This window comes from Candidatus Pelagibacter sp. (assembly GCF_052049835.1).
Lineage (GTDB): Bacteria > Pseudomonadota > Alphaproteobacteria > Pelagibacterales > Pelagibacteraceae > Pelagibacter.
The window spans coordinates 16,991-42,185 of sequence record NZ_JBNGZF010000004.1 but is presented as its reverse complement, the minus strand read 5'-3'; the positions used below and the strand labels follow the sequence as shown (position 1 = coordinate 42,185).

Sequence of the window (25,195 nt, the reverse complement as noted above, 5' to 3'; positions counted from 1 at the left end):
TATCAAACTCTTTTGAGTAGTTTGTTATTCTATGAATCTAGTCATAGTTGAAAGCCCTGCTAAAGCGAAAACAATTAATAAATATTTAGGTGATAATTATACCGTTTTAGCTAGCTATGGTCATATTAGAGATCTTCCTTCAAAAAATGGATCTGTTGATCCTGATCAAAATTTTAAAATGGAATGGGAAGTTGATAGTTTTTCAAAAAAATATCTTAAAGAAATTACAGATGCTGCAAAAAATTCTTCAAAAATAATTCTTGCTACTGACCCAGATCGTGAGGGCGAAGCAATAGCATGGCATGTAAAAGAATATTTAGGTGAAAAAAAACTTTTAAAAGACAAAGAAATTGAACGTGTGGTATTTAATGAAATAACCAAAAAAGCCGTCACACATGGTATTGAAAATCCAAGACAGATAGAGCCCCTATTAGTTGATGCATACATGGCTAGAAGAGCATTAGATTATTTGGTGGGATTTAATATATCTCCGATACTGTGGACTAAATTACCTGGATCAAAATCAGCAGGTAGAGTTCAATCTGTTGCACTGAAATTAATCACTGAAAGAGAGCATGAAATTGAATTATTTAAACCTGAAGAGTTTTGGACTTTAAGTATTAATTTTCAAGATAAAAACAAAAGCAAAATTACAGCAAGTTTTTCTCAAATTGACGGAGAAAAAATTGAAAAATTCTCATTTAAAAATAAAGAGGAAATTGAAAAGGCAATTTCCAATATTAAGACCAAAAAATTTAACATAACTGATATTTCCTCAAAAATTGTCAGCAGAAATCCCTCAGGACCCTTTACTACTTCAACACTTCAGCAAGTTGCTTCTAGTAGGTTAGGTTTTGGCGCATCAAGAACAATGCAAATAGCACAAAAACTTTATCAAGGGATAGAAATTGAAGGAGATACAGTTGGGTTGATTACTTATATGAGAACGGATGGAACTAATTTATCAGCTGATGCTGTCTCTGATTTTAGAAATTTTATTAAAAAAGAATATGGAAACGAATATTTGCCAGAAAAACCAAATAATTACTCGGGTAAAAAAGCAAAAAATGCTCAGGAAGCTCATGAAGCAATAAGACCAACTGATATTAATAGAAACCCGGATTCTGTTAAAAAGTATTTAAGTTCTGACCAGCAAAAATTATATTCTTTAATTTGGTCTAGAGCTTTATCGTCTCAAATGGAAACAGCAAAATTTAATAGAAATACAATAACGATTGAGTCTGAAGATGGTAAAACTATATGTAAATCAAGCGGATCAGTTTTAAAATTTGATGGATTTTTAAAAGTTTATTCAAATCAAAACAAAGATGATGATGAGCAAATTTTACCTGAGATGTCAAAAGGACTAATTAATATAGAAGCTCTTATTGATGAACAACATTTTACCCAACCTCCCCCACGTTATTCTGAGGCAAGTTTGGTTAAAAAATTAGAAGAGTTAGGAATTGGTAGGCCTTCAACTTATGCAAGTATAATTTCAACAATAGCAAATAGAGGTTATGCAGAAATAGTTAACAAAAGATTTTTTCCAACTGACAGAGGTAAATTAATTTCTGCATTTTTGGAAAAACTATTTTCAAAATACGTTGATTATAACTTCACAGCTGGATTAGAGGATCAATTAGATGAAATTACCTCAGGTAAAGAAAGTTGGTTAAAAGTTCTAGAGATGTTTTGGAAAGACTTTAATAGCAATGTTTCAGAGGTAAAAGAAAAAAGAACCAGAGAAGTTTTGGATCTTTTAAATGAAAGTTTAGGAGCATTAATCTTTGATACTGATAACGAAGGAAAGATAGTTAGAAAATGTCAGTTGTGTGATACTGGTTCATTAAGTTTAAAAAATAGTTTTAGAGGAGGTGCTTTTATAGGGTGTTCGAATTATCCAGAATGTAAATTTACAAGACCATTGTCAAAAGCTAAAGCAGCAGCTCAGTCACAACTTGCAGAGCCGAAATTTTTAGGAAAACATGAAAATGGAAATGATATTTTTCTCAAAAATGGAAGGTTTGGTCCTTATCTCCAATATGAGAAGATTCTTGAAGAAAATATTGAAGAAGAAAAACCTAAAAAGAGAAAAAAAACAAAAAAAAAGAGGCCTGAAGTAAATGAACTATTAAAAAATGTATCAATTCCAAAAGGAATTGAATTAGAAAGTGTAGATTTAGAAAAAGCTAAATTTTTATGCTCACTTCCAAAATCACTGGGTATCAATCCAGAGAATCAAAAAGAAATCACCTTAAATACAGGTAGATTTGGTCCATATTTAAAATGTGAGAATAAATCGGCAAGGATAGAAAACGTCGATGAAATTTTTTCAATAGGGTTGAATAGAGCTATTACTCTTATAGCTGAAGCAAAACCAGGAAGAATGTCGTCATCAATTATTAAAGACTTAGGTGAGCACCCTGAAGATAAGAAGCCTGTGAGAATAATGAAGGGTCAATATGGACCTTACATAAAATACAAATCTTTAAATGCAACAATACCTGAGGAAAAAGACCCAACTGAAATCACAATGGAAGAAGCTCTAATTCTTATTGAGAAAAGAAGAGAATACGATAAGAATAAGAGGCAAAAAAAACGTAAAGCTAAATGAAAAAATTATATTTCTTAATTATCCTATCCTTTTTTATAAACAATTATTCTATGGGTAATGAAAATTGTTCTTCATATAAAAAATTGTCTAAAGAATATTTAAAGTGTTTAGGTGGGAAAGTTAAAAAAAAAACATCAGGTTTTGGCCTGGATACTAATAATGTTAAAGAAAAAAAATATTTAACTGATTGGTTTAAGAAAAAAGAAAAATGAGTTTTGAAGAGAGCATAATTAAAAACAAAATAAAACTTCCAGAGCCAAAAGCTCCAGTTGGTTCATACGTTGCTACAAAAATAGTAGGAAAACTACTATATATTTCTGGTCAAATTTCAATTTCAGAAAATGGAGAATTAATTAAAGGTAAGTTAGGTAAGGAATTGTCCACTGAGGATGGGTATAAGGCTGCTGAAAGATGTGCTTTAAGTATAGTATCACAAGCTAAAAGTGCATGTAATGGAGATTTAAATAAAATAAAATCATGTATTAAATTAACTGGATTTGTAAATTCTATTGACGAGTTTACTGATCAACCAAAAGTTATAAATGGAGCGTCTGATCTGATTGCTTTAATTTTTGGTGAGGATGGTATGCATACTAGAGCTGCTGTAAGCACTAATAGTTTGCCCTTAGGTGTATCAGTTGAAGTTGATGCAATTTTTGAATTAAATTAATATTATCTTCCAATTCCAAAATATTTAAAACCCATCTTGTTAATCTTATCAGGAGGAAAAATATTTCTCATATCATAAATAATGAGATTTTTATTTTTAGAAAATTTTCTAAAGTTTATTGATTTGAAATCATTCCATTCAGTATGAATTATAATTAAATCTGATCCTTTAATAGAATCTTGTATTGATTTTGAGAATTGAACATTTTTTAATTTACTAAATTCCTTTTTAGACCCAGTTGGATCATAGTATTTAATTTGAGCACCTTTCCTTGATAAATAAGGAATTAATTTTAAGCTTGATGAATCTCTCATATCATCTGTGTTAGCTTTGAATGTTACCCCCAAAAAAGATATTTTTTTATTTTTAACTTTATTTTTTAATATTAAATTAACTCTTTTTTGTAATATTTCTGACCTAATTTCATTGGATTTAATTACACTTTTTATTACGGATAAATTAGTTTTAAATTTATTTGCTGTAGAAACAATTGCTTTAGTATCTTTTGGAAAACAAGATCCACCATAAGCTGGCCCTGCTCTTAAAAACCTACTTCCAATCCTTTTATCAAGACCTATACCTATTGAAATATCCTCAACATCAATACCAGTTTTTTCACATAAATTTGCTATTTCATTAATAAAAGTAATTTTCGTAGCTAAAAAAGCATTTGACGCATATTTAATTAATTCTGCAGCACGTCTATTTGTAGATACAAACTTTGCGCCTTTAGATATTAATGGAGAATATAAGTTTTTTAATATTTTTTTAGATTTTTCATCATTAGAACCAATAACAACTCTATCAGGATAAATAAAATCTCGTATTGCCTCTCCTTCTCTTAAAAATTCTGGATTTGAAACCACGGAGAAATACTTTCTACTTACCTTTTTGGAAATAATCTTCTCTACTTCATCTCCTGTTGTTACAGGAACAGTTGATTTATTGATTATAATTTTAAATTTATTTATAGATTTAGAGATTTCTTTTGCTGCAGAATAAACCTGGCTGAGATCTGCGCTATTGCTATTTCTTTTGGTTGGGGTACCTACACATACAAAAACAATATCAGATTTCTTTATAGATTCTTTTAAGTTTGTTGAAAAATTTAGTCTTTTATTTTTATAATTTTTTAAAACTAATTCTTCTAAACCAGGCTCATAAATAGGTATTATACCTTTTTTTAAATTATTAATTTTGTTATTATCTTTATCAACACATATAACATCATTACCCAAGTCAGCAAAACAAACACCACTTACTAAACCTACGTAACCAGTACCAATCATACATAATTTCATAATTTACCTATTATTTTAGAAGAATTGATGTAACCCCTCATTGTCCCACAATCAAGATATTTTCCCTCAAAATTGTGAGCTACAAATTTTTCTTTATTATTTATTAATTCTTGAATTGCATCCGTTATGTGAATTTCATTTCCTTTACTTGGTTTTAAAGATTTAAGCTTCTTAAAAATAGTACGTGGAAGTATGTACCTTCCTATTACTGCATTATTTGATGGAGCATTTTTAAGAGATGGTTTTTCTACCACGCCATCAATTACATAATCTGTTTTATTTAATTTTTTATTTAATTTGTAAATGCCCCATCTAGAGACAGTTTTTTTATTTACTTTCATAGAAGCCATAACAGAGGCTTTATATTTATTATGAGCTCTAATCATGGCTTTTGAGCAATTTTTTTTAATTATTAGATCATCAGGTAATAGCATCAAAAAATATTTATTTTTGATATACTTTTGTGTTTTAAGTACAGCATCACCAGTGCCTTTAGGAATATTTTGATATACAAATTTTATTTTTTTTTTATATTTTAGTATTTTTTTATACTCATTAATTATTCTTTTATTTTTCTTTTTTTTAATAATGTTTTGATAAAATTTATCACTGTAAAAATATTTTTTTATCATTTGTTTTTTGGTAGATATTATAAAAACTATTTCTTTGATACCGGCACCAATACATTCATCTAGGATATACTCAATTCCTGGCTTACCGTTTATAGGTAGAAGCTCTTTAGCAAATACACTAGTTAAAGGCAGCAGCCTAGTGCCTAAACCAGCCAAAGGAATAATTGCTTGTTTAATCATTTAAATGTTTTACTTATTAAATATTTTAATACAAATGAAAATTTTATTAAACAATACCTCATTATTTGAATCATTAAGGCCATTTAATGACCTTGGCTTTGTTCCTACTATGGGAGGAATACACAAAGGTCATTTGTCACTAATAGACAAATCAAATAGACTTTGTAAAAAAACAATTGTTAGTATTTTTGTTAATCCAAAACAATTTAATAACAAAAAAGATTTAAGATCTTATCCAAGAAATATCAAGAAGGATTTAAAAATTCTTAAAAAAAGCAAAAAGGTTGATTTTGTTTATCTTCCTAAATTTAAAGACATATACAAAGATAAAAAAAAATCACAAATTACATTACTTAAAAAAGATAAAATTTTGTGTGCAAAGTTTAGAAAAGGTCATTTTGAAGGTGTTTTAGATGTAATGAATAAACTAACTAAAATTATAAACCCCCAAAAAATATTTATGGGAGAAAAAGATTTTCAACAATTATATTTAGTAAAAAAACAATTAGAAAGAAAATATAAAACCAAGGTCATTCCTTGTAAAACAATTCGCGATAAGAATAATGTAGCACTTTCATCAAGAAACCTTCTTTTAAATAAATCTAGTTTAGTTATCGCAGCAAAAATTTATGAAAAACTAGTAAGTATTAAAAAAAATATTAAAAATAAGAAAAAAATTTCTAGCTTTTTAAATCTTAAAAAAAATGAATTAAAAAATAATTATGAAATAAAAATTGATTATTTAGAGCTAAGAAATATAAATAATTTAAAAATTTCAAGCACAAAAAAAAATTCAAGATTATTTATCGCTTATTATTTAAACAATATCAGATTAATTGATAACCTGTAATTTTATAAAAAGTAAGCTCCAACTCCCAAGAAAGAAACAAAACCAATTACATCTGTAATTGTTGTCACAAAAACACTTGAAGCAATCGCTGGATCTATATTCATTTTTTTTAGGGTAAAAGGAACTAAAATACCAAATAATCCAGCTATAATCATTGTTAGTACCATTGATATCGCTATGATCAGTGAAAGGATACTATCTTGAAACCATATCTGTACAATTAAAGCACTTATTCCTGCAAATATAATTCCATTTAAAATACCAATAGAAAATTCTTTAAATACATTAGATGAAAAATTATTTTGAGTTAAATCATTTGTAGCTATAGTTCTTACTGTAACTGCAAGTGTTTGCATTCCAGCATTTCCTCCCATTGAAGCTACAATAGGCATCAAGAAAGCTAATACTACCATTTGTTCGATTGTTGCTCCAAATAAACTAATGCACCATGTGGCTAAAAAGGCAGTAAATAAATTAAGTAAAAGCCAATTGAATCTTCTTTTTGTTTTTTTTACTACTCCATCGGTAATTTCCTCATCTCCTACCCCTGCTAATCTTAAAGCATCTTCTTCAGCTTCTTCTTTCAAGACTGTTAAAACGTCATCGTTCATAATCATACCTACTAATTTATTATTTTTGTCTACAACGGCGGCTGAATTTAAATTGTAATTTTCAAATAAGTTAGCAACCTCTTCTTTATCCATTTCAACAGGTATTAATAATTGAGATTCTGACATAATTGTTACCATTTTAGTATCTCTAGGTGTTGTTAAAACTTTAGATGAAGGAACAGTACCTATTGGTTTAAAATCCTCATTAACAATAAAAATTTCTAAAAACTCCTCTGGTAAATCTTTGTTTTCTCTTAAATAGTCAATTGTTTGACCTACAGACCAATTACTTGGTATAGCTGTAAATTCACGCTGCATAAGTCTAGCAGCAGTGTCTTCTGGATAGCTTAAGCTTTCTAAAAGAGCAAATCTATCTTTAGGGGGTAAAGAGCTAAGGATAGCATTTTTATCCTCTTCAGGAACATTTTCTAATATAGATATAGCATCATCCGACTCTAAACCTTTTAGAATACTTACTATAGACTCTGAAGATAAATATGTGATAATTTCTGATTGAATAGACTCGTTTAATTCAACAAAAACCTCCGGATCAATATTGAAATTATTTAGTTTAATTAAACTTTCTCTATCTCCTTCGCTAAGGTGTTCGATAATATCTGCAGCATCAGCAGGGTGCATTTCATTAAATGAATTGGTAATAAATTGAGCATCATTGTTAGCTATTTTGCTAGTAACAACTCTTATATATTCTTTATTAAACTCAAAATTTACTTTTTTATCTTTAGTTTTTTTAGTTAAAGACATAAATCTTCCTATAATTTAGATTTGCACTATTAATACATAATAAAGATAATACAAATTATAAATGAACATACAGATCAAAAAGTCAATAAAACCAGTAAATTATTTTGATGCTATTAATGTACTAGAGTCAAGATTAAAGGATTTATATGAAAATAATGAGCAAGAATTAATTTGGACTTTAGAGCATAATGAAGTTTTTACTGCAGGAACTTCATATAAAGAGAATGAAATTATTGATAAATCCGTCAAAATATTAAAAACAAATAGAGGCGGTAAAATTACTTACCATGGGCCAGGCCAATTAATTTGTTATTTTGTTTTAGATTTAAGAAAAAAAAAGGATATCAGAAAATTTATAACAATTATCGAAAAAACAATAATTCAAACTTTAAAATTTTATAAAATAGAAACTTTTCCAGATAAAGATAATATTGGAATATGGCATAAATCTAATAATGAAGTTAAAAAAATTGCTGCAATAGGTATCAGAGTTAGCAAATGGATTGCCTATCATGGTTTTGCTATAAATATAAATAATGATCTGGAAAATTATAAAAAAATTATACCATGTGGTATTTCAGATAAAGGAGTAACTAATTTAAAAAATATTTTAAATCAGGATTACTCAAATCTAAGTAATATATTAATTAAAAATTTTATTTCAAATTTGAAAATCTAAGTCTTTTGGATTTTAAAAGTTTTTTAAAATAATCAGGTAACAACGCTGAATAAGTATGTTTTATGTCATTAATTTTAAATTTAATTTGATATGAATGTAACATTAAATTTTTATTAACTCCTTTATTGGAATTTGACAATTTATATTTTGTATCTCCAAATATAGGATTTCCAATTGCATATAATTGTTTTCTTAACTGATGTTTCCTTCCAGTAACAGGTTTTAATTCTAATAAACTTGCTTCAGAATTTTTATCAATAACTGTAAAAATTGTTTTTGCTTTTTCGATTATTTTTTTATCACCGTCGTACCTAATTAAATCATCATCCCATATACCAGATTTTTTATTAATTTCGCCTTGGCAGATAGCTAAATAAGTTTTGTGTACTTTTCTTAGTCTAAATAAAGAAGTAAGTAATTGAGCGCTCTCTCTGTTTTTAGCCATAATAAAAACTCCAGAAGTATCTTTATCTAATCTATGAACAGTATATGGTTTTGTTCCTTCAAAAATTTCACTTTTAGCAAAAATATCAACTAGATTTTTTTTTGATTTAGTTCCACCTTGTACTGATATACCTGAAGCTTTATTTAAAACTACAAAATTATCATTGTTATCAATAATTTGATCCTCATTTGATTTGACAATTTCTTTTGATGGTAAAAACTTAATCTTTTTTTGCTGAATTGAGTCTTTAAATTCAATATTAAATAAATTTATTTCATCTTTTGTTTTTACTTTAAAAGAACTTTTTACTTTCTTTTTATTAAGCTTTATTTTTCCTGTTCTCAAATATTTTTCAACAAGACTTTGTGGAATTTTTCCAATTTTTAATCTCAACCATCTGTCCAAACGCATATCATTACACGTTGAATCAACGATGTAAGATTTTTTCATGATTTAAGATTTAAGCTGTAGCTTGTTTTTTCTCTTCCGTTTTAGGAGTATCTTTTGTTGTATTTTTTTTTGGTTTATCAACTCTCTTTGCTTCAACGTCTCTATCAACAAATTCAATTATTGCCATTGGAGCATTGTCCCCATATCTAAATCCAGCTTTAATTATTCTTGTGTAACCACCATTTCTATTCTGATATCTTTTAGAAAGTGTTTTTTTAACTTTATTAGCTGATTTAATATCTTGTAGTTTAGAAACCAACATTTTGGTTGTCTGTAAAGTTTCTTTTTTTCCTAATGTTATTATTTTATCGGCTTGAGGTTTTAGAAATTTAGCTTTTGGCAAAGTAGTTTTTATCTGCTCATACTTAATCAAAGAATTTAGCATATTCTTAAGTAAAGCTTTTCTGTGCTCTGATGTTCTATTTAACTTTTTATTTGCCAAACCATGTCTCATTAAATTGCTTCCTCCAATTTCTTAGACATTTCTGCAATGTTGTCTGGTGGCCAGTTAGGAATTTCCATTCCTAAATATAGAGACATGCCTGTTAAAACTTCTTTAATTTCATTTAATGATTTTCTTCCAAAATTAGGTGTTCGCAACATTTCACCTTCAGATTTTTGAACAAGATCTCCGATATAAATAATATTATCATTTTTCAAGCAGTTCATTGATCTAACTGATAGCTCTAATTCATCCACTTTTCTTAGCAAGTTTTTGTTAAATTCAGGTTCAGTAGAAACTTCTTTTACAGGAGCTTCAACTGGCTCATCAAAGTTTATAAACATTTTAAGCTGATCCTGGAAAATTCTAGCTGAATAAGCTACAGCATCTTCAGCAGAAATTGATCCATTGGTTTCAACTTCCATAATTAATTTATCATAATCTAATGCTTTGCCTTCTCTAGCAGTGCTTACTGAATATGAAACTTTTTTTACTGGACTATAAAGTGAGTCTATAGCAATAAGACCTAATGGTGGTTCTTCAGGTTTATTTAGCTCTGCGGGAACATATCCTTTACCTGTGTTAACATTCATCTCCATATGAAAAGTAGTATTTTCGTCTAAATTACAAATAACTAAATCAGGATTTAAAATTTCAACATCTGCAACTGGAGCTATATCTGAAGCTTTAATTTCTCCAGGTCCTTTTGCGTCTAAGATTAATTTTTTTGTACCCTCTGAATTACTTTTTAATGCTAAAGATTTTACATTTAAAACGATATCGGTCACATCTTCTCTAACACCTTTTATAGAAGTGAATTCGTGTAAAACTCCATCAATTTGAATAGATGTTACAGCTGCACCTCTTATTGATGACAATAAAATTCTTCTTAAAGAATTTCCTAAAGTTAATCCATAACCTTTTTCTAAAGGCTCAGCCACTATTTTTGCATGTGTTAAGTCATCACTTATTTGAACATCTAATTTAGATGGTTTAATTAATGACTTCCAATTTTTTACATTAACATTTTCAACTTCCATTAAACTCTCCTTTTTTTTGGTGGTCTAGTTCCATTATGAGGCATGGGCGTAGTATCTTTTATTGACAAAATCTTAAATCCTCTAGCTTGCAATGCTCTTAAAGCTGTTTCTCTTCCTGATCCAGGTCCTTTAACTTCAACAGATAATGTTTTCATTCCATACTCAAGAGCTTTAGAAGCTGCTGAATCTGCTGCGATCTGTGCAGCGTAAGGAGTAGACTTTCTTGAACCCTTAAACCCTTTTTGTCCAGCAGATGCCCAGGAAATTACATTTCCATTTGTATCAGCAATAGAGATGATGGTATTATTAAATGTTGATTGAACATAAGCAATCCCATTTAAAATATTCTTTTTAACTTTCTTTTTTTTTGAATAAGAACTCTTTACACTTTTTTTAGTAGACTTTTCTACCTTCTGATCTTTATTCTCAACCTTATCAGTTTTAGCCATAACTATTTTTTAGTTGGTGTTAATTTTTTTCCAGCAATAGCGATTGCTTTTCCTTTTCTTGTCCTTGCATTACATCTAGTTCTTTGACCTCTAACGGGTAATTTTTTTCTATGTCTTGTTCCTCTGTAACAAGCTAAATCGATTAATCTTTTAATACTTAATGAGTAATCTCTTCTTAAATCACCTTCTACTTTAAAGTTTTGATCGATGTACTCTCTGATTTTTAAAATCTCTTCATCTGTTAATTCATTTACTCTTTTAGCTCTTGGAATTTCTAAAGATGAACAAATTTGCTGAGAGAATTTATCACCTATTCCATAAATATAAGTTAAACCTATATGAACAAGCTTATTCTGTGGAATGTTTATACCTGCGATACGAGCCATAATTTTTGTGATAAATTGTGACTTTTATATAAGAAGATTAATCAAAGTCAACGTCTTATACATTGATAAAAGTGTCTATTTTCCTTGTTATTTCCTCAATTTCTAAGCCTCCGTTAATCTCTTTAAAATTTGGATTCTCAGAGTAGAAATTTAGAACGGGTTGGGTTGTTTCCATGTATTTCTCATACCTCTTAACTATCGTATGAGTATCATCATCAGACCTATTTTCTATAATTTTTCTCTTCTCAAGCCTTTTAAGAATTGTTTCTTTATCAACGTTTAGAAATAAAATTAAATCTATACACTGATTTGAATTTTTTAGTAACACTTCTAAATTTTTAGCCTGACTTAATGATCGAGGATATCCATCAAAGATTAATTTATTTTTTTTTTGAGGATCAGAAATAAAATTTTTTATAAGTTTATTAACAATATCATCACTAATAAATTTTCCATTCTTCATATCATTGGTTATGGCTTTACCAATGTTTGAATTTTTTTTGATTTCTTCTCTTAAAAGATCGCCTGTTGAAATTTGAAAAGCATTTAATTTATTTACTAGATATTTAGACTGAGTACCTTTTCCAGCACCAGGAGGTCCAAATAAAATTATATTCACTTACTTACCAAATTTTGTTTTTTTTATCAGTTGTTCATATTGTGAGCTCATTAACCTTGTTTGTATTTGTGTTACAGTATCAATGGCTACTACAACAACAATTAATATAGATGCACCACCTAAATAAAAAGGTATTGGATAGTTTGCAATTAGAAACTCGGGCATCAAACAAACTAATGTTAAATAGAGAGCTCCAATAGTAGTTAGTTTTGTTGAAATATTTTGAATATATAAGGCTGTACTTTCACCCGGTCTAATACCTGGTACAAAGCCTCCGTACTTTCTAAGATTCTCAGCAGTTTCCGTTGGATTGAATGTTATAGAAGTATAAAAAAAAGTAAAAAATATTATTCCTGACGCATAAAGTAACATATAAAGGGGTTGTCCTTGAGTAAAATAAGAGCTCAAGTTTAAAAATGTTTCATTGTTAGAAAATGAGAAATTTGAGAATGTTACTGGTAGTAACAGAAGTGCTGAAGCAAAAATTGCAGGAATTACTCCAGCCTGATTTATTTTTAAAGGTAAATGTGATGACTCTCCTCCATACATCTTGTTTCCCATTTGTCTTTTTGGATAATTAACAAGAATTTTTCTTAATGCTCTTTCCATAAAAACTACAAAAAGAATTGTTACTATTAATAGAACAAATATAGCTAGTATCATAAATGTTGAGACAGCGCCTGTTCTACCTAATTCAAAAGTTGTAACTAAAGCTCTTGGAATTTCGGCTACAATACCTGCAAAAATTATTAACGATATTCCATTTCCAATACCTCTTTGAGTAATTTGTTCACCTAACCACATTAAAAATATTGTCCCTGCAACAATGGTTGTTACAGTAGTTATTTTAAAAAAAGCCCCTGGATTAATTACTAAGTCAGCCGATGACTCTAAACCAACAGACAAACCATATCCTTGAACTGTTGCAAGTAATACTGTTCCATATCTAGTGATTTGCGTAATTTTGGCTCTTCCTGTCTCACCTTGCGCTTTTAGATTTTTAAAATAATCAGAAACACCAGTCAAAAGTTGAACTATAATTGCAGAAGAAATGTAAGGCATTATACCTAAAGCAAATATTGCCATTCTACTAACTGCACCTCCTGCAAAAACATTAAACATACCTAGCAATCCTTTTTGATTGCCTTCCATCATTATTTTCAATTGTTCTGGGTCTATACCCGGTAAAGGTACAAAAGTTCCAAATCTATAAACAGCTAAAATTAAAATAGTAAATATAATTCTATTTCTTAAATCATTTGTTGATGATGATGCGCTCATATAAACGAACTATTTTTTTAATTGAATAGATCCACCAATTTTTTCAAGTTTTTCTATTGCTGATTTAGAGGCCAGGTCAGCTTCGATATTAATTTTATCTTTTACTTCACCAGAACCTAAAATTTTTAATTTTTTTGAGTTCTTATTTATTAATTTAAGTTTTATTAGTAATTCTGAGTTTAATACCTCATTTGTACTAATATTTTTTTTGTCTATGAAAGATTGAATTTTATCTAGATTTAAAATTGCAATACTCTCTTTTGATATCGGATTAAAACCTCTTTTTGGGAGTCTTCTGTATAATGGCATTTGACCGCCTTCAAAACTTTTTATAGCCACCCCGGATCTTGATTTTTGACCTTTAACACCTCTACCTGATGTTTTGCCTTTTCCAGAACCAATTCCTCTTCCTACTCTCATTTTGGATTTATTGATTTTTTCTCTGTTATTTAAAGTAATCATTATCCTCTTTTTTCAATTATTTCAGAAATTTTTTTGTTTCTAATTGCTGATATTTGTTTTGGTGAACTTTGTTTCATCAATGCTTTAATTGTAGCTCTAATAACATTGTGCGCATTAGAAGTTCCCATAGATTTTGCAACAATATCTTTTACTCCTAAAACTTCGCATACCGCTCTTACAGGACCGCCTGCAATAATACCTGTTCCTTTAGAAGCAGCTCTTAGCACTATTCTACCTGAGCCATCTTTTGCCTTAACATCGTGATGAATAGTTCTTCCTTCCCTTAAAGGTATATGAGTAAGTTTTCTTCTTGCCATCTCATTTGCTTTTTTTATAGCATCAGGTACTTGTTTAGCTTTTGCGTGAGCTATACCAATTTTACCTGCTTGATTTCCAACAACTACAAGTGCTGAAAATCCAAATCTTCTTCCACCCTTAACAACTTTTGTAATACGATTTATATGGACTAATTTTTCTAATATATCGTCAGTTTTTTTATCTTTTAAATTTTCCATAATTAAAATTCCATTCCATTTTCTCTTAGAGTTTCTGCAAAAACTTTAATTCTACCATGATATTTGTAAGAACCTCTATCAAAGTAAATTTTAGTAATTTTTTTCTCTTGAGCTTTTTTAGCTAATTTTTGAGCAACCAATTTAGATAATTGAGTTTTATTAACTTTATCAGATGATTTAAGATCTTTTTCTACAGATGAAGCTGATAACAAAGTTACATTTTTTGTATCATCAATTATTTGAGCTGAAATATTTTTTGATGATCTAAAAATACTTAATCTAAATCTATCTTTTGAAGCAACTTTTTTAACTTTGTTGCTAACTCTAAATCTTTTTCTAATACTAGTGTTTAGTTTCATTACTTTTTCTTTCCCTCTTTTTTAAGAATATATTGTCCTTTTTCTCGAACACCTTTACCTTTATAAGGTTCGATTTTTCTTAATGTTTTAATTTTCGATGCAACTTCACCAACTAACTGCTTATCAGAACCTGTGATTTTTAATGTTGTTTGTTTTTCAACAGCAATTTTAATACCTTCAGGTATATCAAAATTGATATCGTGACTATAACCCAATTGTAAATTTAACTGATTTCCTTTTAAGGCAGCTCTATAACCAACACCTACTAATTCTAATGTTTTTTCATAACCTGTACTTGATCCAATTACAGCATTATTTATTAAACTTCTATTCATTCCCCAAAGTCTTTTTGAATTTTGATCTACTTTTTTTGGTTTAATTGAAATTTCTTTTCCTTCAATTATGTCTAAATTAAACATATCTAAATCAACATTGATTGATTTTTTACCTAAGGGTCCTTCAATATTTATAATATTACCTGCTAAAGCAACTTTTACTTTTTCAGGGATCGATATATTTATTTTACCAATTTTAGACATTAAAACACCTTACAAATTATTTCGCCACCAACTTTTTGTTTTCTAGCATCTATATCAGTCATTACTCCTTTTGGAGTCGAAACAATAGCAATTCCTAAACCATTATTTATTTTAGGTAAACTATCGGCAGATGAAAAAATTCTTCTCCCAGGTTTTGATACTCTTTCAAAAGCACTAATTACTGGATTACCTGAATGGTACTTAAGTTCTAATGATAGCATTGGTTTCTTTTCTTCAGAACTTACTTTAAAATCTTTAATAAAACCCTCATTTTTAAGTATATCTGCAATTTTTGTTTTAAAATTAGATGAAGGTAATTCTACTTTTTTATGATTCCTAGCTTGAGCGTTTTTCACTCTTGCAATCATATCTCCTATTGGGTCACTTAAACTCATAATTTTCCTTTCTACCAGCTAGATTTAACTAAGCCAGGTATCTTTCCTTGTAATCCTAATTGTCTTAATGCAATTCTTGAAATCTTTAATTTTCTGTAAACACCATGAGGTCTTCCAGTAATCTCGCATCTATTCATAACTCTTGTTTTAGCAGAGTTTCTTGGCAGTTTTGATAGTTTTTGCTGCGCTTTAAATCTTTCTTCTAATGGAATCTTTTTATCCATTACAATCTTCTTTAATGCTTGTCTTTTTTTATAAAGTCTATCTGAAAGCTTAATTCTTTTTTTATTTTTATTAACAGCGCTTAACTTAGCCATATTTAATTATCTCCTTGTTTAATAAATGGAAAATTCATTTTTTCTAGTAATGCAAAACTATGTTCTTTATTTATTGCTTTAATAACTATTACTATATCTAAACCTCTAACTTTATCTGCTCTATCAAAGCTTACTTCTGGGAAAATTATATGCTCTTTAATTCCAAATGTATAATTACCAAATTTGTCAAACCCTTTTGGTGATAAACCTCGAAAATCTTTAATTCTTGGTAATGCAATATTCACTAACCTGTCTAAGAATTCATACATTCTATTTTTTCTTAATGTTACCTTTAAACCAGCATTTGATCCCTTTCTGGTTTTAAAATTTGCTACTGATTTTTTAAATTTAGTTGTAACTGGTTTTTGTCCAGTAATTTTAGCCATATCTTCTTCGCATGATTTTAAAATCTTAGAATCTGTAGCATCTAAACCAAGACCCATATTTAAAACAACTTTCTCAATTCTTGGAGCCATATAAATATTTTTAAAACCAAACTGATCTTTTAATGCATGCTGAATTTCTTTATTGAATATTTCTTTTAATCTTGGTGTCATTATTTTTTAGCCTCTTTTTTCTTAGCTACTTTTTCATCAATTAATTTTAAGTTTGAAATATGAATAAAGCTTTCTTTTGAAAAAATTCCACCTTTTTTCTCTTTTGTTGTTTTAACGTGTTTTTTAATCATGTTTATTTCTTTAACTTTAGCTCTGTGATTAACTCTATCAATTTCGATAACTTCACCCTCTTTTTTTTTATCTTTTCCAGTTAAAACTCTTACTTTCAAACCTTTTTTAATCATTATAAAACCTCCGGTGCCAAAGAAATAATTTTCATTTGACCTCTACTTCTTAATTCTCTTGTAACTGGACCAAAAATTCTTGTACCTACTGGCTCTCCTTTGTCATCAACTAATACAGCTGCATTATTATCAAATCTTACTTTTGAACCATCATTTCTGTGAATTCCTTTTTTAACCCTTACGACTACAGCTTTATAAACCGATCCCTTTTTAACTTTTCCTTTAGGCATTGCTTCTTTAACCGCAATTACAATTGTATCACCAATGCTAGCGTATCTTCTTTTTGATCCACCTAATACCTTAATGCACTCAATTCTTTTTGCACCAGTATTGTCAGCTACTTGCAATTCTGTTTGAACACCAATCATTATTTTGTACTCTCCATAACTTCAAATTTTTTATTTTTAGAAAAAGGTCTGCTTTCAATAATTGAAACTTTGTCACCAGTTTTGAACTTATTATTTTCATCATGAGCATTATAGTTTTTTCTAACTCTGATTACTTTTTTTAGAACTGGGTGAGAATATTTACGTTCTACCATAACGGTAATTGTTTTATTTGGTTTATCGCTTATAACTACCCCTGTAAGTATTTTTTTAGGCATTTGCTTTTCCTTTTAAAATTGTTTTTAATCTTGCTATTGTTTTTCTAGTTTCCCCAATTTTAGCTGGGTTTGTTACTTGTGAATTCATTTTTTGAAATCTGAAATTAAAAAGATCTTTTTTAAGCTTATCAATGTTCTTCACAATTTCGTCCTTTGATAATTTTTTAATTTCTTGTTTCTTCATTATGCAAATCTCTTTATCGTTTTAGTTTTAATAGGTAATTTTGCTGATGCTTTGTACAGAGCTTCTTTAGCAATTTGTTCAGAAACTCCATCAACTTCAAACAATATTCTTCCTGGTTTTACTCTACATGCAAAGTATTCAGGTGAACCTTTTCCTTTACCCATTCTGACCTCGATTGGTTTTTTAGAAACTGGTATATTTGGAAATATTCTTGTCCAAACTCTTCCCTGTCTTTTCATATGTCTTGTTAAAGCAACTCTCGCAGCTTCAATTTGTTTTCCAGTGACTCTTTCCGGTTGCAAAGCTTTTAATGCATAAGCACCATAATTAATAGTACTTGCTCTTGTAGCAGTGCCATGAATTCTACCTTTATGAGCTTTTCTCCACTTTGTTCTAACTGGTTGAAGCATTATTGTTTACCTTCCTTTGGTGTTACCTTGTTAGTCTCTTGACTAAATTCTCTAGCAAAAACTTCACCTTTATAAATCCAAACTTTAATTCCAATAATTCCATAAGTTGTAAGAGCCTCTGCCTCTGCATAATCTATATCAGCTCTTAAGGTATGTGATGGAATGCTTCCATCTCTTAACCACTCTGTCCTTGCTATTTCATTTCCACCAAGTCTTCCACTAACTGATACCTTAATTCCCTTGGCACCTAATCTAATACATGATTGCATTGCTCTTTTCATGGCTCTTCTATAAGAGATTCTTTTAACAAGCTGCTGTGCAATATTTTCAGCTACCAAATAAGCATTTGTCTCAGGTTTTTTTACCTCTTTTATGTTTAGATTTACTTCATTTGTAGTTAATTTCGAGAGATTGTTTTTAATTTTATCAATATCACTTCCCTTTTTTCCAATCACAAATCCTGGTCTAGAAGTATAGATTGTAACATAACATTTATTTGATGTCCTTTCGATCATAACCTTAGATACACCTGAGTTGATTACATTTTTCTTGATATATTCTCTAATTTTAAAATCTTCGATTAAATAATTTCCAAAATCTTTTTTCTTAGCATACCAAACAGAATCCCATCCTCTGTTGACACCTAATCTAAAACCTACAGGATTAACTTTTTGTCCCATGCTTCTCCATTTGTTTTGCTTCTGATAAAATTATTGTAACAGTTGACCAAGGTTTTAATATTGGTGCTGCTCTTCCTTTAGCTCTAGGTCTAAATCTTTTCATAACTATTTTTTTTCCACAATATGCCTCTTTAACTATTAATTTATCAATGTCATATTGAAAATTATTTTCAGCATTGGCTACGGCTGAACTAATAGTTTTTCTAACATCTCTGGTAACTCTCTTTTCTGAAAACTGTAAATCTCTAATAGCAACATCAACTTTTTTACCAACGATACTTCTAAGTATTGGATTTAACTTTCTAACACTTGATCTAATACCGTTGTTAACAGACTTTACTGTTTTATCGTTAGATTTATCTATTTTCTTTTTCTTGCCCATAATTATTTCTTCTCTGCTGTTGCTGGTTTGGCTTTTTTATCAGCTGGTGTATGACCAAAGAACGTTCTTGTTGGTGCAAACTCGCCTAATTTATGTCCAACCATATCTTCTGAAACAGTTATAGGTATAAATTTTTTCCCATTATAAATTTGAAAACTGACCCCTACAAAATCTGGTAAAATTGTAGATTTTCTTGACCAAGTTTTAATAGGAATTTTCTTTGGATCGTCTTTATACTTGTCCACTTTCTTCATCAAGCTTTCTTCTACAAACGGTCCTTTCCAAACTGCTCTAGCCATTACTTAGTATCCTTCCTCTTATTTCTTCTCTTAACTATAAATTTATCTGTTCTCTTATTATCTCGGGTTTTTAAACCTTTGGCTGATTGTCCTGTAGGTGATACTGGATGTCTTCCTCCAGCTGATTTACCTTCACCACCTCCATGTGGGTGATCAACTGGGTTTTTAACAACACCTCTTGTATGAGGTCTTCTGCCCAACCATCTTGATCTACCTGCTTTTCCAATTTTAATATTTTTTTGATCTGGATTACTTAAAATTCCAATAGTAGCCAAAGCTCTTGAATCTATTTTTCTAACTTCACCTGAGGCTAATTTTATTAAACTATAGTTTCCATCTAGACCACTAATGGTAACTGATGAACCAGCAGCTCTAGCGATTTTTCCACCACCGCCTGGTTGTATCTCGACATTATGTATATTTATACCTACTGGAATGTCTTGCAATGGCATACAATTACCTACTTTAATTTCTTTTTTAGAACCGCTTTCAACTTTATCTCCAACTTTAATTTTTTGTGGTGCTAAAAAGTATGCATGCGTATTATCATCAAATTTAACTAACATGATGTAACATGATCTATTTGGATCATATTCTATTCTTTGAACTGTAGCTTCCATGTCAAATTTTTTTCTATAAAAATCAACATGTCTGTACATTTTTTTATGCCCACCTGCCCTATTAATAGAGGTAATATGACCATTGTTATTTCTACCTTTCATTGCATTTTTTGGAGAGACTAATGACTTAAATGGTTTACCTTTCCATAAACCAGTTCTATCAACTAAAATAGTGCCTCTTGTAGATTTTGTGTATGGTTTAAAAGTTTTTAATGCCATTTATTAAATTCCTGTTGTTAGATCAATACTCTGACCTTTTTTTAAAGTTATTATTGCTTTTTTATAACCAGATACTTTTACTTTTCTACCTCTGGTAACTTTTGTTCTGTTTTGTTTGTTTATAATATTTATCTTAGTCACATTAACTTTGAATATTTTTTCTATATTCTTTTTTAAATTTTTCTTATTTGCTCCATCCGGAACTTTAAAAACAATTTTATTAAGTTCAGATAAATTAGTAGATTTCTCAGTAACCACTGGAGAAAGAATTTTGTCGTATAAGTGAATTTTTTCCATTTTATGAATATCTCTTTTCTAATTCTTTAACTGAACTTTCTGTGAAAACTACTTTTTTAAATTTAATAATGTCGTAAGCACTGAAATGATTTACATCTGTAACTTTAACATTTGGAATATTTCTTGCAGATTTTTCGATTTTTTCTTTTGAATTTTTGTCTAGAATTATTAGTGAATTTGTAATTTCAAGTTTATTAATAATTGAGTTCATCTCTTTAGTTTTTTTAATTTCTGAACTAAAGTCGTTTAAGATTAATAAGTTTTTATTATTATTTTTTTCTGTAATTAATGAAGCTACGCTTTGTTTTTTCTCAGTTTTGTTTAGTTTTCTTTTTTTATAAGCCAATTCGCCTTTTGGTCCATGAGCAATACCACCGCCAACAAATATAGGAGCTTTTCTACTAGCATGCCTTGCACCACCAGTTCCTTTTTGAGCATATATTTTTGAAGTTGGTCCCTTTACTTCATTTTGTTGTTTAGTTTTGGCATGTCTTCCTTTGTAATTAGCATTTGATTTATATAGAACAGCGCTAACTAATTTATGGTTAATTTTGGCAGAAAAAATCTTATCCAAAACTTCAATACTATCTTTTTTTCCGTCTATGCTAATTTTATCTAATTTCATTATTTTTTCTTTTTCTCAGGTGTTTTTTTAGCCTCTTCAGCAGCTGCTTGTTTCTCCCCAATTGTCATTTTACTTATATTTTTTACTGATTTTTTAACCATTACTTCAGAATTTTTTGAACCAGGTATTGATCCTTTTAAGTAAAGAAGTTCGTTTTCTAAGTCAGTTTTTATTATTTCAATATTTTGCATTGTTCTTAGCTTATCACCCATATGACCAGCCATTTTTTTTCCTTTAAAAACTTTTCCTGGATCTTGACTATGTCCTGTTGAACCATGTGCTCTGTGAGATATAGAAACACCATGACTGGCTCTTAAACCACCAAAATTATGTCTCTTCATAGCACCAGCAAAACCTTTACCAATTGTTTTTGATCTTGTATCAACAAATTTAATATCTTTGAATATTTCTAAACCAAACTCGTTTCCTTCTTTGTAAACAGATGTGTCGTTTACTCTAAATTCTTTTAATTTTTTTTTAGCCTCAGTATTTTTTTTAGCAAAAACACCTTTCATAGCTTTTGTTAATTTTGAATTTTTAATTTTCCCATATCCAAGCTGAACAGCCTTGTACCCTCTTTTTTCTTCTTCAATAACCTGAATAACTCTAGCTTTTTCAACCTTAAGCACAGTCACAGGAACTAATTGACCAGATTTATAGAATTCTCTCGTCATACCTATTTTCTTTCCTAATAAAGCTATCTCACTCATAATTAAATTTTTATCTCCACATCTACACCAGATGCTAAATCAAGTTTCATTAATGCTTCTACAGTTTGTGGTGTTGGTTCAATAATATCGATTAATCTTTTGTGTGTTCTTGACTCAAATTGCTCTCTACTTTTCTTATCTATGTGAGGTGATCTTAATACTGTGTATCTTTCAATTCTTGTAGGTAATGGAATTGGTCCTTTGATTGTGGCACCAGTTCTTTTTACTGTATTAACAATCTCTTCTGTTGAAGCATCTAGAACTTTATTGTCATATGCTCTTAATTTAATTCTAATGTTCTGTTTTTCCATGATTAACCTGCAATTTTCTTAGTTACTTCGTCTTGAACATTTTGAGGAACTTTTGAATAATGATCAAAAAACATTGAATATTGTGCTCTTCCTTGAGACATTGATCTTAAGTTATTTATATAACCAAACATATTTGCCAAAGGAACCATTGCTGTAATTACAGTTGCATTTCCTCTTTGCTCCTGAGTACTGATTTGACCTCTTCTACTGTTTAAATCACCTATAACATCACCCATGTAATCTTCAGGTGTTACTACTTCAACTCTCATTACAGGTTCTAATAATTTTAAACCACCTTTTGTACAAGCCTCTTTAAAGCAAGCTCTACTTGCTAATTCAAACGCTAAAACACTTGAGTCAACATCGTGATGTAAACCATCTAAGATCGTTACTTTATAATCAATCATTGGAAAACCAGCTAAAATTCCAGTATCTGAAATTGTTTCTATCCCTTTTTCAACACCAGGAATAAATTCTTTTGGAATTGCACCACCTTTAATTTTACTCTCAACATCTCGACCTTTACCTGGTTCTTGAGGCTCTACTAAAAGTTTAACTTTTGCAAATTGACCAGCACCACCACTTTGTTTTTTGTGAGTGTATTCAACCTCTGAAGCAGCTTCTATGGTTTCTCTATAAGCAACTTGTGGAGCTCCGACATTTGCCTCTACTTTAAATTCTCTTTTCATTCTATCAACAATAATATCCAAGTGTAATTCACCCATACCTTTAATAATTGTCTGTCCCGATTCTTCGTCTGATGTTACTCTAAAAGAAGGATCTTCCTTAGCTAACCTGCCTAAAGCTTCACCCATTTTTTCTTGGTCCGCTTTGGTTTTTGGTTCAACTGCAATTTCAATTACCGGATCAGGGAATTCCATTGGTTCAAGTAGAACTGAATTTTCTTTGTCACATAGTGTGTGTCCTGTGATAGTATTTTTCAATCCTGCTAAAGCTACTATGTCGCCTGCATTAGCTTCTTTAATATCTTCACGAGAATTTGCATGCATTAAAAGCATTCTTCCAACTCTTTCTTCTTTCTCTTTAGAGGAATTGAAGACCGCAGTACCAGTTTTGATTGTACCTGAATAAATTCTAATAAAAGTTAATGAGCCAACAAATGGGTCATTAGCTACTTTAAAAGCTAAAGCAGAAAATGGAACACTATCTTCAAATTTCATTTCCATTTCATCCTCACTACCTAATTTAGTTCCTTTAATAGAACCAATATCTACTGGACTTGGTAAATAATTTACTACAGCATCAAGTAAGGGCTGAACACCTTTGTTTTTGAATGCTGAACCAGTTAAAACTGGAACAAAACTAAAATTCAATGTTCCCTTTCTTATACACTTAACTAAATCTTCCTCATTAATTTCATCTCCATTTAAGTAAGATTCCATTAATTTTTCGTCTTGCTCTACAGCAGTTTCCACTAATTCTGTTCTATATTTTTCTGAAATTTCTTTTAAGTCTTCTGGAATATCTTTATATTCCCATTCAGCTCCTAGCGCCTCATTTTTCCAAACTTGAGCTTTCATTTTAACAAGATCAACTACACCAGATAAGGAAGCTTCAACGCCTATAGGTACTTGCACCACCAAAGGTTTTGCACCTAACCTATCTCTAATCATATCTACACATCTAAAGAAATCAGCACCTGTTCTATCTAATTTATTAACAAAACAAATTCTTGGCACTTTATACTTATCTGCTTGTCTCCATACAGTTTCAGATTGAGGTTCTACACCTGCAACACCATCAAAAACAGCAACAGCACCATCCAAAACTTTCAAAGACCTTTCTACTTCAATAGTAAAATCTACGTGACCAGGGGTGTCTATAATATTAATTCTATGATCATTCCAAAAACAAGTAGTTGCCGCAGATGTAATTGTAATTCCTCTTTCTTGTTCTTGCTCCATCCAATCCATTGTTGCTGCACCATCGTGCACTTCGCCAATTTTGTGACTCTTACCTGTGTAATAAAGAACTCTTTCAGTAGTGGTTGTTTTACCAGCATCTATATGGGCCATGATCCCAATATTTCTATATTTATCTAATGTATGAGTTCTAGCCATAATTAATTACCATCTAAAATGTGCAAATGCCTTGTTAGACTCTGCCATCTTATGTACATCCTCTCTTTTTTTAACAGCAGCACCTTTTTTTTCATAAGCATCGTAAAGCTCATTAAAAATTTTATCTGCCATGTGTTTATCTTTTCTTTTTCTTGCTGACTCAACTAACCATCTGATAGCTAACGCTTGTGCTCTTTTACTTTTTACCTCAACAGGGACTTGATAAGTTGCACCACCAACTCTTCTAGATCTAACTTCTACAGTTGGTTTTATGTTATTAATTGCTTCATTAAAAATATTTATTGGTTCGTCTTTCGTTTTTGTTTTTATTTTATCAATTGCGTCATAAACAATTTTAGCAGCTATACCTCTTTTACCATCGTACATTATATTATTTATTAACTTTGGAATTATAGTTGAATTAAATTTTGGATCTGGAACTATATTTTTTTTTGGCTGTGTTTTTTTCCTAGACATTATTTACCTTTTTTTGTTCCGTATAAAGATCTTCTTTGTTTTCTGTTCGCAACACCTTGGGTATCTAAATTCCCTCTTAGAATATGATAACGAACACCAGGTAAATCTTTTACCCTACCACCTCTAATCAGTACTACTGAGTGTTCTTGGAGGTTGTGACCTTCACCTGGAATATAAGCTGTAACTTCAAATCCATTTGATAATCTAACCCTCGCAACTTTTCTTAATGCAGAATTTGGTTTTTTAGGAGTTGTTGTATAAACTTTTACACAAACACCTCTTTTTAAAGGTTGTTTTTGTAAAGCAGGAACCTTATTCCTTGTAACTTGCTTTACTCTTTTTTTTCTTAACAACTGATTAATAGTTGGCATAAAATTTTTTAAAAATTAATTAATTTATTTTTAGATGAAAATAACTGACAGGTTATTTTGTGGCAGCGTTTAGTACTGTTAGAAGCACTACATTCCAACCAAAAACACCGCCAAATTAC

General features: G+C 29.7%; 38 protein-coding genes. 5 read left to right on the top strand and 33 right to left on the bottom strand.

Annotated features, from left to right (window positions below):
• The first annotated feature begins 31 nt into the window (after positions 1-31).
• The 3 genes from topA to ACTT9R_RS03945 are packed head-to-tail and all read left to right on the top strand — an operon-like array spanning position 32 to position 3,287.
• On the top strand, positions 32-2,617 hold the full coding sequence (topA, locus tag ACTT9R_RS03955; protein WP_440926741.1) for a type I DNA topoisomerase: 2,586 nt from the start codon (positions 32-34) through the stop codon (positions 2,615-2,617).
• Entirely contained in the window at positions 2,614-2,829 is a 216-nt protein-coding gene (locus ACTT9R_RS03950) for a hypothetical protein (protein WP_440926740.1), read from the top strand. The genes topA and ACTT9R_RS03950 overlap by 4 nt, the downstream gene beginning before the upstream one ends.
• Positions 2,826-3,287, top strand: coding sequence for a RidA family protein (locus tag ACTT9R_RS03945; protein WP_440926739.1), 462 nt, complete (start codon positions 2,826-2,828; stop codon positions 3,285-3,287). Before ACTT9R_RS03950 ends, ACTT9R_RS03945 begins: the two co-directional genes overlap by 4 nt.
• A gap of 2 nt (positions 3,288-3,289) precedes the next feature.
• On the opposite strand, the gene ACTT9R_RS03940 is transcribed toward ACTT9R_RS03945, so the two are convergent.
• Together ACTT9R_RS03940 and ACTT9R_RS03935 are read right to left on the bottom strand one after the other, a co-directional pair.
• Positions 3,290-4,588, bottom strand: a complete 1,299-nt coding sequence (locus ACTT9R_RS03940; protein WP_440926738.1) for a UDP-glucose dehydrogenase family protein — start codon at positions 4,586-4,588, stop codon at positions 3,290-3,292.
• Positions 4,585-5,400 (bottom strand): sugar phosphate nucleotidyltransferase, encoded by an 816-nt coding sequence (locus tag ACTT9R_RS03935; protein ID WP_440926737.1) that lies wholly within the window; start codon positions 5,398-5,400, stop codon positions 4,585-4,587. The genes ACTT9R_RS03940 and ACTT9R_RS03935 overlap by 4 nt, the downstream gene beginning before the upstream one ends.
• Before the next feature lie 4 nt (positions 5,401-5,404).
• Between ACTT9R_RS03935 and panC the strand changes: the two genes are divergently transcribed.
• Complete coding sequence (gene panC / locus ACTT9R_RS03930; protein WP_440926736.1) at positions 5,405-6,250, top strand: pantoate--beta-alanine ligase; 846 nt, start codon at positions 5,405-5,407, stop codon at positions 6,248-6,250.
• A gap of 2 nt (positions 6,251-6,252) precedes the next feature.
• Here the strand turns inward: panC and mgtE are convergent, their stop codons facing one another.
• On the bottom strand, positions 6,253-7,626 hold the full coding sequence (gene mgtE, locus ACTT9R_RS03925; RefSeq protein WP_440926735.1) for a magnesium transporter: 1,374 nt from the start codon (positions 7,624-7,626) through the stop codon (positions 6,253-6,255).
• 61 nt (positions 7,627-7,687) lie between these two features.
• On the opposite strand from mgtE, the gene lipB reads away from it, so the two are divergent.
• Positions 7,688-8,305: a lipoyl(octanoyl) transferase LipB gene (gene lipB, locus ACTT9R_RS03920; protein ID WP_440926734.1), complete on the top strand. Its 618-nt coding sequence runs from the start codon at positions 7,688-7,690 to the stop codon at positions 8,303-8,305.
• On the opposite strand, the gene ACTT9R_RS03915 is transcribed toward lipB, so the two are convergent.
• The 30 genes from ACTT9R_RS03915 to rpsL are packed head-to-tail and all read right to left on the bottom strand — an operon-like array spanning position 8,283 to position 25,076.
• A complete protein-coding gene (locus tag ACTT9R_RS03915) occupies positions 8,283-9,200 on the bottom strand; it encodes an RluA family pseudouridine synthase (RefSeq protein WP_440926733.1) in 918 nt (305 codons plus the stop codon). The genes lipB and ACTT9R_RS03915 overlap by 23 nt on opposite strands.
• Positions 9,201-9,210: 10 nt before the next feature.
• Positions 9,211-9,654 (bottom strand): 50S ribosomal protein L17, encoded by a 444-nt coding sequence (gene rplQ, locus ACTT9R_RS03910; RefSeq protein WP_440926732.1) that lies wholly within the window; start codon positions 9,652-9,654, stop codon positions 9,211-9,213.
• Entirely contained in the window at positions 9,654-10,682 is a 1,029-nt protein-coding gene (locus tag ACTT9R_RS03905) for a DNA-directed RNA polymerase subunit alpha (RefSeq protein ID WP_440926731.1), read from the bottom strand. The genes rplQ and ACTT9R_RS03905 overlap by 1 nt, the downstream gene beginning before the upstream one ends.
• Entirely contained in the window at positions 10,682-11,131 is a 450-nt protein-coding gene (rpsK, locus tag ACTT9R_RS03900; RefSeq protein ID WP_440907953.1) for a 30S ribosomal protein S11, read from the bottom strand. The genes ACTT9R_RS03905 and rpsK overlap by 1 nt, the downstream gene beginning before the upstream one ends.
• A gap of 2 nt (positions 11,132-11,133) precedes the next feature.
• Complete coding sequence (gene rpsM / locus ACTT9R_RS03895; protein WP_023853721.1) at positions 11,134-11,517, bottom strand: 30S ribosomal protein S13; 384 nt, start codon at positions 11,515-11,517, stop codon at positions 11,134-11,136.
• A gap of 55 nt (positions 11,518-11,572) precedes the next feature.
• Entirely contained in the window at positions 11,573-12,136 is a 564-nt protein-coding gene (locus ACTT9R_RS03890) for an adenylate kinase (RefSeq protein ID WP_440926730.1), read from the bottom strand.
• The gene (secY, locus tag ACTT9R_RS03885) at positions 12,137-13,417 is read right to left on the bottom strand and encodes a preprotein translocase subunit SecY (protein ID WP_440926729.1); all 1,281 of its coding nucleotides are present in this window, start codon (positions 13,415-13,417) and stop codon (positions 12,137-12,139) included. It lies immediately after the preceding gene.
• A 9-nt stretch (positions 13,418-13,426) separates the two neighbouring features.
• Positions 13,427-13,879, bottom strand: a complete 453-nt coding sequence (rplO, locus tag ACTT9R_RS03880; RefSeq protein ID WP_440926728.1) for a 50S ribosomal protein L15 — start codon at positions 13,877-13,879, stop codon at positions 13,427-13,429.
• Positions 13,879-14,394: a 30S ribosomal protein S5 gene (gene rpsE, locus ACTT9R_RS03875; RefSeq protein ID WP_440926727.1), complete on the bottom strand. Its 516-nt coding sequence runs from the start codon at positions 14,392-14,394 to the stop codon at positions 13,879-13,881. The genes rplO and rpsE overlap by 1 nt, the downstream gene beginning before the upstream one ends.
• Positions 14,395-14,396: 2 nt before the next feature.
• On the bottom strand, positions 14,397-14,753 hold the full coding sequence (gene rplR / locus ACTT9R_RS03870; RefSeq protein WP_440926726.1) for a 50S ribosomal protein L18: 357 nt from the start codon (positions 14,751-14,753) through the stop codon (positions 14,397-14,399).
• Positions 14,753-15,292, bottom strand: a complete 540-nt coding sequence (gene rplF / locus ACTT9R_RS03865; protein WP_440926725.1) for a 50S ribosomal protein L6 — start codon at positions 15,290-15,292, stop codon at positions 14,753-14,755. The genes rplR and rplF overlap by 1 nt, the downstream gene beginning before the upstream one ends.
• Positions 15,292-15,687 (bottom strand): 30S ribosomal protein S8, encoded by a 396-nt coding sequence (rpsH, locus tag ACTT9R_RS03860; RefSeq protein WP_145597901.1) that lies wholly within the window; start codon positions 15,685-15,687, stop codon positions 15,292-15,294. Before rpsH ends, rplF begins: the two co-directional genes overlap by 1 nt.
• An 11-nt stretch (positions 15,688-15,698) precedes the next feature.
• Positions 15,699-16,004 carry a 30S ribosomal protein S14 gene (gene rpsN, locus ACTT9R_RS03855; protein WP_023853713.1) on the bottom strand — a complete coding sequence of 102 codons (306 nt, stop codon included), beginning with the start codon at positions 16,002-16,004 and terminating at the stop codon, positions 15,699-15,701.
• Between the two features lie 2 nt (positions 16,005-16,006).
• Entirely contained in the window at positions 16,007-16,561 is a 555-nt protein-coding gene (gene rplE / locus ACTT9R_RS03850; protein WP_440926724.1) for a 50S ribosomal protein L5, read from the bottom strand.
• Complete coding sequence (gene rplX / locus ACTT9R_RS03845) at positions 16,561-16,806, bottom strand: 50S ribosomal protein L24 (RefSeq protein ID WP_440926723.1); 246 nt, start codon at positions 16,804-16,806, stop codon at positions 16,561-16,563. Before rplX ends, rplE begins: the two co-directional genes overlap by 1 nt.
• On the bottom strand, positions 16,806-17,174 hold the full coding sequence (gene rplN, locus ACTT9R_RS03840) for a 50S ribosomal protein L14 (protein WP_440926722.1): 369 nt from the start codon (positions 17,172-17,174) through the stop codon (positions 16,806-16,808). Before rplN ends, rplX begins: the two co-directional genes overlap by 1 nt.
• Positions 17,174-17,410, bottom strand: a complete 237-nt coding sequence (gene rpsQ / locus ACTT9R_RS03835) for a 30S ribosomal protein S17 (protein WP_440926721.1) — start codon at positions 17,408-17,410, stop codon at positions 17,174-17,176. The genes rplN and rpsQ overlap by 1 nt, the downstream gene beginning before the upstream one ends.
• Entirely contained in the window at positions 17,403-17,594 is a 192-nt protein-coding gene (gene rpmC / locus ACTT9R_RS03830; RefSeq protein WP_023853708.1) for a 50S ribosomal protein L29, read from the bottom strand. The genes rpsQ and rpmC overlap by 8 nt, the downstream gene beginning before the upstream one ends.
• Positions 17,594-18,004, bottom strand: a complete 411-nt coding sequence (gene rplP / locus ACTT9R_RS03825) for a 50S ribosomal protein L16 (RefSeq protein WP_075503628.1) — start codon at positions 18,002-18,004, stop codon at positions 17,594-17,596. Before rplP ends, rpmC begins: the two co-directional genes overlap by 1 nt.
• The gene (rpsC, locus tag ACTT9R_RS03820) at positions 18,004-18,684 is read right to left on the bottom strand and encodes a 30S ribosomal protein S3 (protein WP_440926720.1); all 681 of its coding nucleotides are present in this window, start codon (positions 18,682-18,684) and stop codon (positions 18,004-18,006) included. Before rpsC ends, rplP begins: the two co-directional genes overlap by 1 nt.
• Positions 18,668-19,066, bottom strand: coding sequence for a 50S ribosomal protein L22 (gene rplV / locus ACTT9R_RS03815; protein WP_440926719.1), 399 nt, complete (start codon positions 19,064-19,066; stop codon positions 18,668-18,670). Before rplV ends, rpsC begins: the two co-directional genes overlap by 17 nt.
• Before the next feature lie 2 nt (positions 19,067-19,068).
• Complete coding sequence (gene rpsS / locus ACTT9R_RS03810) at positions 19,069-19,365, bottom strand: 30S ribosomal protein S19 (protein ID WP_023853704.1); 297 nt, start codon at positions 19,363-19,365, stop codon at positions 19,069-19,071.
• Positions 19,365-20,204: a 50S ribosomal protein L2 gene (rplB, locus tag ACTT9R_RS03805; protein WP_440926718.1), complete on the bottom strand. Its 840-nt coding sequence runs from the start codon at positions 20,202-20,204 to the stop codon at positions 19,365-19,367. Before rplB ends, rpsS begins: the two co-directional genes overlap by 1 nt.
• A 3-nt stretch (positions 20,205-20,207) precedes the next feature.
• Positions 20,208-20,501: a 50S ribosomal protein L23 gene (gene rplW, locus ACTT9R_RS03800; protein WP_072091192.1), complete on the bottom strand. Its 294-nt coding sequence runs from the start codon at positions 20,499-20,501 to the stop codon at positions 20,208-20,210.
• 1 nt (position 20,502) lies between these two features.
• Positions 20,503-21,126: a 50S ribosomal protein L4 gene (gene rplD / locus ACTT9R_RS03795; RefSeq protein WP_440926717.1), complete on the bottom strand. Its 624-nt coding sequence runs from the start codon at positions 21,124-21,126 to the stop codon at positions 20,503-20,505.
• Positions 21,126-21,836, bottom strand: coding sequence for a 50S ribosomal protein L3 (gene rplC / locus ACTT9R_RS03790; RefSeq protein ID WP_440926716.1), 711 nt, complete (start codon positions 21,834-21,836; stop codon positions 21,126-21,128). Before rplC ends, rplD begins: the two co-directional genes overlap by 1 nt.
• 2 nt (positions 21,837-21,838) lie before the next feature.
• Positions 21,839-22,147 carry a 30S ribosomal protein S10 gene (rpsJ, locus tag ACTT9R_RS03785; protein WP_023853699.1) on the bottom strand — a complete coding sequence of 103 codons (309 nt, stop codon included), beginning with the start codon at positions 22,145-22,147 and terminating at the stop codon, positions 21,839-21,841.
• A 2-nt stretch (positions 22,148-22,149) separates the two neighbouring features.
• Positions 22,150-24,228 carry an elongation factor G gene (gene fusA, locus ACTT9R_RS03780; RefSeq protein WP_440926715.1) on the bottom strand — a complete coding sequence of 693 codons (2,079 nt, stop codon included), beginning with the start codon at positions 24,226-24,228 and terminating at the stop codon, positions 22,150-22,152.
• Between the two features lie 6 nt (positions 24,229-24,234).
• Positions 24,235-24,705 carry a 30S ribosomal protein S7 gene (gene rpsG / locus ACTT9R_RS03775; protein ID WP_440926714.1) on the bottom strand — a complete coding sequence of 157 codons (471 nt, stop codon included), beginning with the start codon at positions 24,703-24,705 and terminating at the stop codon, positions 24,235-24,237.
• Positions 24,705-25,076: a 30S ribosomal protein S12 gene (gene rpsL, locus ACTT9R_RS03770; protein WP_440926713.1), complete on the bottom strand. Its 372-nt coding sequence runs from the start codon at positions 25,074-25,076 to the stop codon at positions 24,705-24,707. Before rpsL ends, rpsG begins: the two co-directional genes overlap by 1 nt.
• Between the last annotated feature and the right edge of the window lie 119 nt (positions 25,077-25,195).